General features: G+C 63.3%; 3 protein-coding genes. 2 read left to right on the plus strand and 1 reads right to left on the minus strand.

Annotated features, from left to right (window positions below):
* The coding region (locus tag EN984_RS18735; RefSeq protein WP_245480081.1) for a DUF6492 family protein at nt 1-743 on the plus strand (743 nt) is incomplete at its 5' end.
* On the opposite strand, the gene EN984_RS18740 is transcribed toward EN984_RS18735, so the two are convergent.
* Nucleotides 740-2035 carry a lipopolysaccharide biosynthesis protein gene (locus EN984_RS18740; RefSeq protein ID WP_127272343.1) on the minus strand — a complete coding sequence of 432 codons (1296 nt, stop codon included), beginning with the start codon at nt 2033-2035 and terminating at the stop codon, nt 740-742. The two genes, EN984_RS18735 and EN984_RS18740, sit on opposite strands and share 4 nt — an antisense overlap.
* Before the next feature lie 199 nt (nt 2036-2234).
* Here EN984_RS18740 and EN984_RS18745 point away from each other — a divergent pair.
* The coding region (locus tag EN984_RS18745) for a GumC family protein (RefSeq protein WP_164765520.1) at nt 2235-3789 on the plus strand (1555 nt) is incomplete at its 3' end.

The following is a 3789-nucleotide window of genomic DNA, read 5'->3' on the forward strand; positions in this document are numbered from 1 at the left end:
ACGTCAGGCTGTTTCGCCAATTGGAAACCGGCCGCCGCACGGTCGTCGACGAGCGTGAATTGCTGCCGCGCTGGCTGCACGCATTTGATGATCCGCTCAGCCTGTTTCGCCGGCGCGTCTGGCTCAGCCTGAAGACCCAGCCGCTGCGTGGCTGGCACGTGCAGCAATTGCGTCGCATCGCCATCTCGGCGCATGCATCTCAAGATGTGCTGATCTTCTGCGATTCCGATGTTGCCTTCCTCAAACCTTTCGACTGCGCCGCCTTCTGGCGCGACGGCAAGGCGCGGCTGTTCCGCCGCGACGGCGTGCTGGCGGACGAAGGTCATGAGGAGCATCGCATCTGGTCGCGCAACGCGGGGTCGGCACTCGGCATCGATCCGTCCCGGACATCGGTCCACGACTACATCTCGACGCTGATCGCCTGGCGGCGCGACACCGTGCTGGCCATGTGCGGCGAGATCGAGAAGGTCCATGGTCGCAACTGGGTCGAGGTCGTCGGCTCGGCGCGCAAATTCTCCGAATGCATGATCTACGGCCGCTATGTCGACGATTTGCTACAGGGTGCCGGCCACTTCCACGGTTCGGAGGAGTTCTGCCGGGTGCACTGGACCGGCGAGGCGCTGTCGGACGACGAGTTCCGCCGCTTCGTTGCCGCCATGGCGCCGGAGCAGGTGGCGATCGGCATGCAATCCTTCATCGGCACCGATATCGGCCGTATCCGCCGTTTGACCGGGCTGGATTAGATGGGCTTTGCCGGTTTACGCATCGCCGAATAGGTGAGCAGCGTCGAGGCGAGATACAAAAGCAGGAAGACGACATTGAGCGACAGCACCAGGTTCGGCGTGTCGAGGATGGTCGTCAGCACATAGGTCAAAAGCAGCGCCTTCAGTGCGGCGAGCAGACCGAGATTGAGCGCCCGCACCAGCGTCTGGCCGCGCGCGAACAAAAGCTCGGCCTGATATTCGACCAGATTGCGCAAGCCAGGCACGCAGATCGCCAGCACGACCAGCGGCGCGGCCTCGGCGACATTCTTGCCGAGCGCATTGGGGAAGAAATGCAGCACGATGCCAAGCGTCAGCAGCGCTGCCGTGGAGACCGCGAACACACCGCCTTCGATGCCGCTCTTGACCGCCAGCCGTGACAACAGTTCCGGTGCGCGCATCATGCGCTGCACCAGCATCATCGAGAAGGTGCGGATCGGAATGGCGGTCAGGTCTACCAGCCGCATAATGATGGCGTAGATGCCAGCCAGATGCGGGCCGCCGATCGCCAGCACCAGCAGCTTGTCGAACTCCATCTGCAGGTAGAACAGCACTTCGGCGCCGGCCACGTAGACAGAATCGGCCAATCGCCTGAGATAGAGCTCGATGCGCAGCCGCAACCGCTGGCGGGGGTAGAAGAAGCCGAAGGCAATCAGCAGCGAGGCGGCATTGGCGCCGATATAGAACCACGACCATATCCAGACGCTGTGATGCGCAGAGAACATGAACAGCACCGCGCCAAGCGCCCGCAACGCGGTCGCCAGGATAGCCAGCAGCGCGGCGCGGCCGAATTTGCCCAGGCCATTGTTGACGATCAGCGCCACCTCGACCGGCCGCCACAGCAGCGCTTCGGCAAAGACGATTGCCGCAAACACCGACAGCGGCACGGTGTCGGCGAAGAAAAGCAGGTAGACGCCGAACGAGGCCGCGGCCAGCAGCGGCAGCGACAGCACGCCGAGCAGCAGGAAGCCGGCGGAAAAGGTGCCGATCAGATTGGGGCGGATGGTGGCGGTGCGGTAGAGCGCCGAGATGAAACCGAAGGCGAGGATGCGCGACAGCATGACACCGGCCGCCGAAGCGGTGGCGAACATGCCGAATTCGGAAATGGACAGCGTGTTGGCCAGCGCGATGAAATAGGCCAGCGAAAACACCAGTCGCCCGCCGGCGCCGCTGATCGCCGAGAAATAGTCGCGAAGCAGCCCCCGTCGTTCGGCCAAAAAGCTGCCGATCCGGGCGAGGGGCCGCCTTTGCGGTATGTCACTGGCCTGCGTCATTTCTCAAGGAGAGCCTAGGCGGGAAAACTTAACGTGCCGTTCTGGAGGCTTAAGCCTGTGTCGAAAATAGATGCAACCGAAGCGAGAAACCGACGCTTCGGTGCGGGAAAATTAACCTTTTGTTTTCCATGCCTGTTTAGCGTGGCTTAACGAATGGCCAAGCGCCGTTTGCAGGTCGCCAAAGGTAAAGTTCAAGACGATGGTCGACAGGGAAAACCGCGAGGACTGGAAGCGCGAGCGCTCATTGCTGGCGCTTGGCCAGGCTGTGCGCGGCGACGAACCCGACGCGTCCCTGGTCTCGATAGGCGACCGGGCAGACCCGTCATGGCGCGAGGATGCCGCCACGCGTCATCGCCTCGCCCGTTCGCAGCGCGAGGCGCGCAACCCGAAACTGTCGGATCCGGTCGTGACCGACGGGGATCATGAGCAAGCTTCGTCATCATATCGCGCGCAAACGACGCCACGGACACAAATTGGTGCCGCCGAAACCGCCGGCGCCCGGCGCGCCGATCATGCATCGGAACCTTACGCTGCAGGCGACGCGTCGGTATCCCGAAACGACGGCAGGGACAGCCAGCAGTGGAAGCCGCTGATCGATCCGATGCAGGTCGTGCGCGGTGTCGGCAAGTCGAAGCTGCTGATCGTGACGACGACAATACTGGGTGCCGCGCTCGGCCTTGCCATCGCGCTGTCGACGCCGAAGAAATATGAGGCCACCACCGAACTGATCGTCGACCCGCGCGACCTGAAGCTCACCGATCGTGACCTCACCCAGTCGGTCGTCGCTTCCGATGCCACGCTGGCCATCGTCGAGAACCAGGTTCGGGTGCTGACCTCAGGCACCGTTCTCAACAAGGTCGTCGACAAGCTCAATCTGGTCAACGATCCGGAATTCAATGGGCAAGGCGGCGGCGGCCTCAGCGTCATGTCGCTCATCCGCTCCGTCCTGTCGCGCAATGACGGGCCGGGGGGTGTCGACGACACCCGCCGCCGTGCACTTGCTGTCGGCAATCTGGCCGAGAGCCTTTCGGTCGAGCGCGGCGGCAAGACCTTCGTCATCACCGTCAGCGCCACCACGCAGAATGGCGAGAAATCGGCCCTCATCGCCAACACGATGACGGATGTCTTCCTGCAGACCTTCGGCCAGATACAGTCGGACACGGCAGGCCGCGCCACCGACGAACTGACGGCCAGGCTTGACGAGTTGCGCAAAGGGGTCGAGGCGGCCGAGCGCAAGGTCGAGGATTTCAGGGCTACCCATGATCTCGTCGATGCGCAGGGCCACCTCATCAGCGATGACGAAATGCTGAAACTCAACGAGCAGCTGTCGGTTGCCCGCGCCCGCACGCTGGAGCTGAATGCCCGGGCGGCCTCGGCGCGTTCGGTCGACGTCAATTCGGTTCTCACCGGTACCTTGCCGGAGGAGATCAACTCCAACTCGATGAGCGATCTGCGTTCGCAATATGCATCGCTCAAGCAGGAGGCTGACCGCGCTGCCATTCGGTTCGGCCCGCGTCATCCCGAACTCCAGGCGCTCAATGCCCAGCTTGCCGGCGCACGCGACCGCATCGCCTCGGAGCTGCGCCGCATCGGCTCGTCGCTGCAGGTCGACCTCAAGCGCGCGGTCCAGCTCGAACAGGATCTTGCCTCTCGCCTGGCGCAGCTGAAGGTCCGCAGCGGTGACGTCAACAGCGACCTTGTGTCGATGCGCGAACTGGAGCGCGAGGCGACCGCCAAGCGTTCCGTCTACGAAC

The sequence above is a fragment of the Mesorhizobium sp. M7A.F.Ca.CA.004.12.1.1 genome, from assembly GCF_003997835.1.
Taxonomy (GTDB): Bacteria; Pseudomonadota; Alphaproteobacteria; order Rhizobiales; family Rhizobiaceae; genus Mesorhizobium.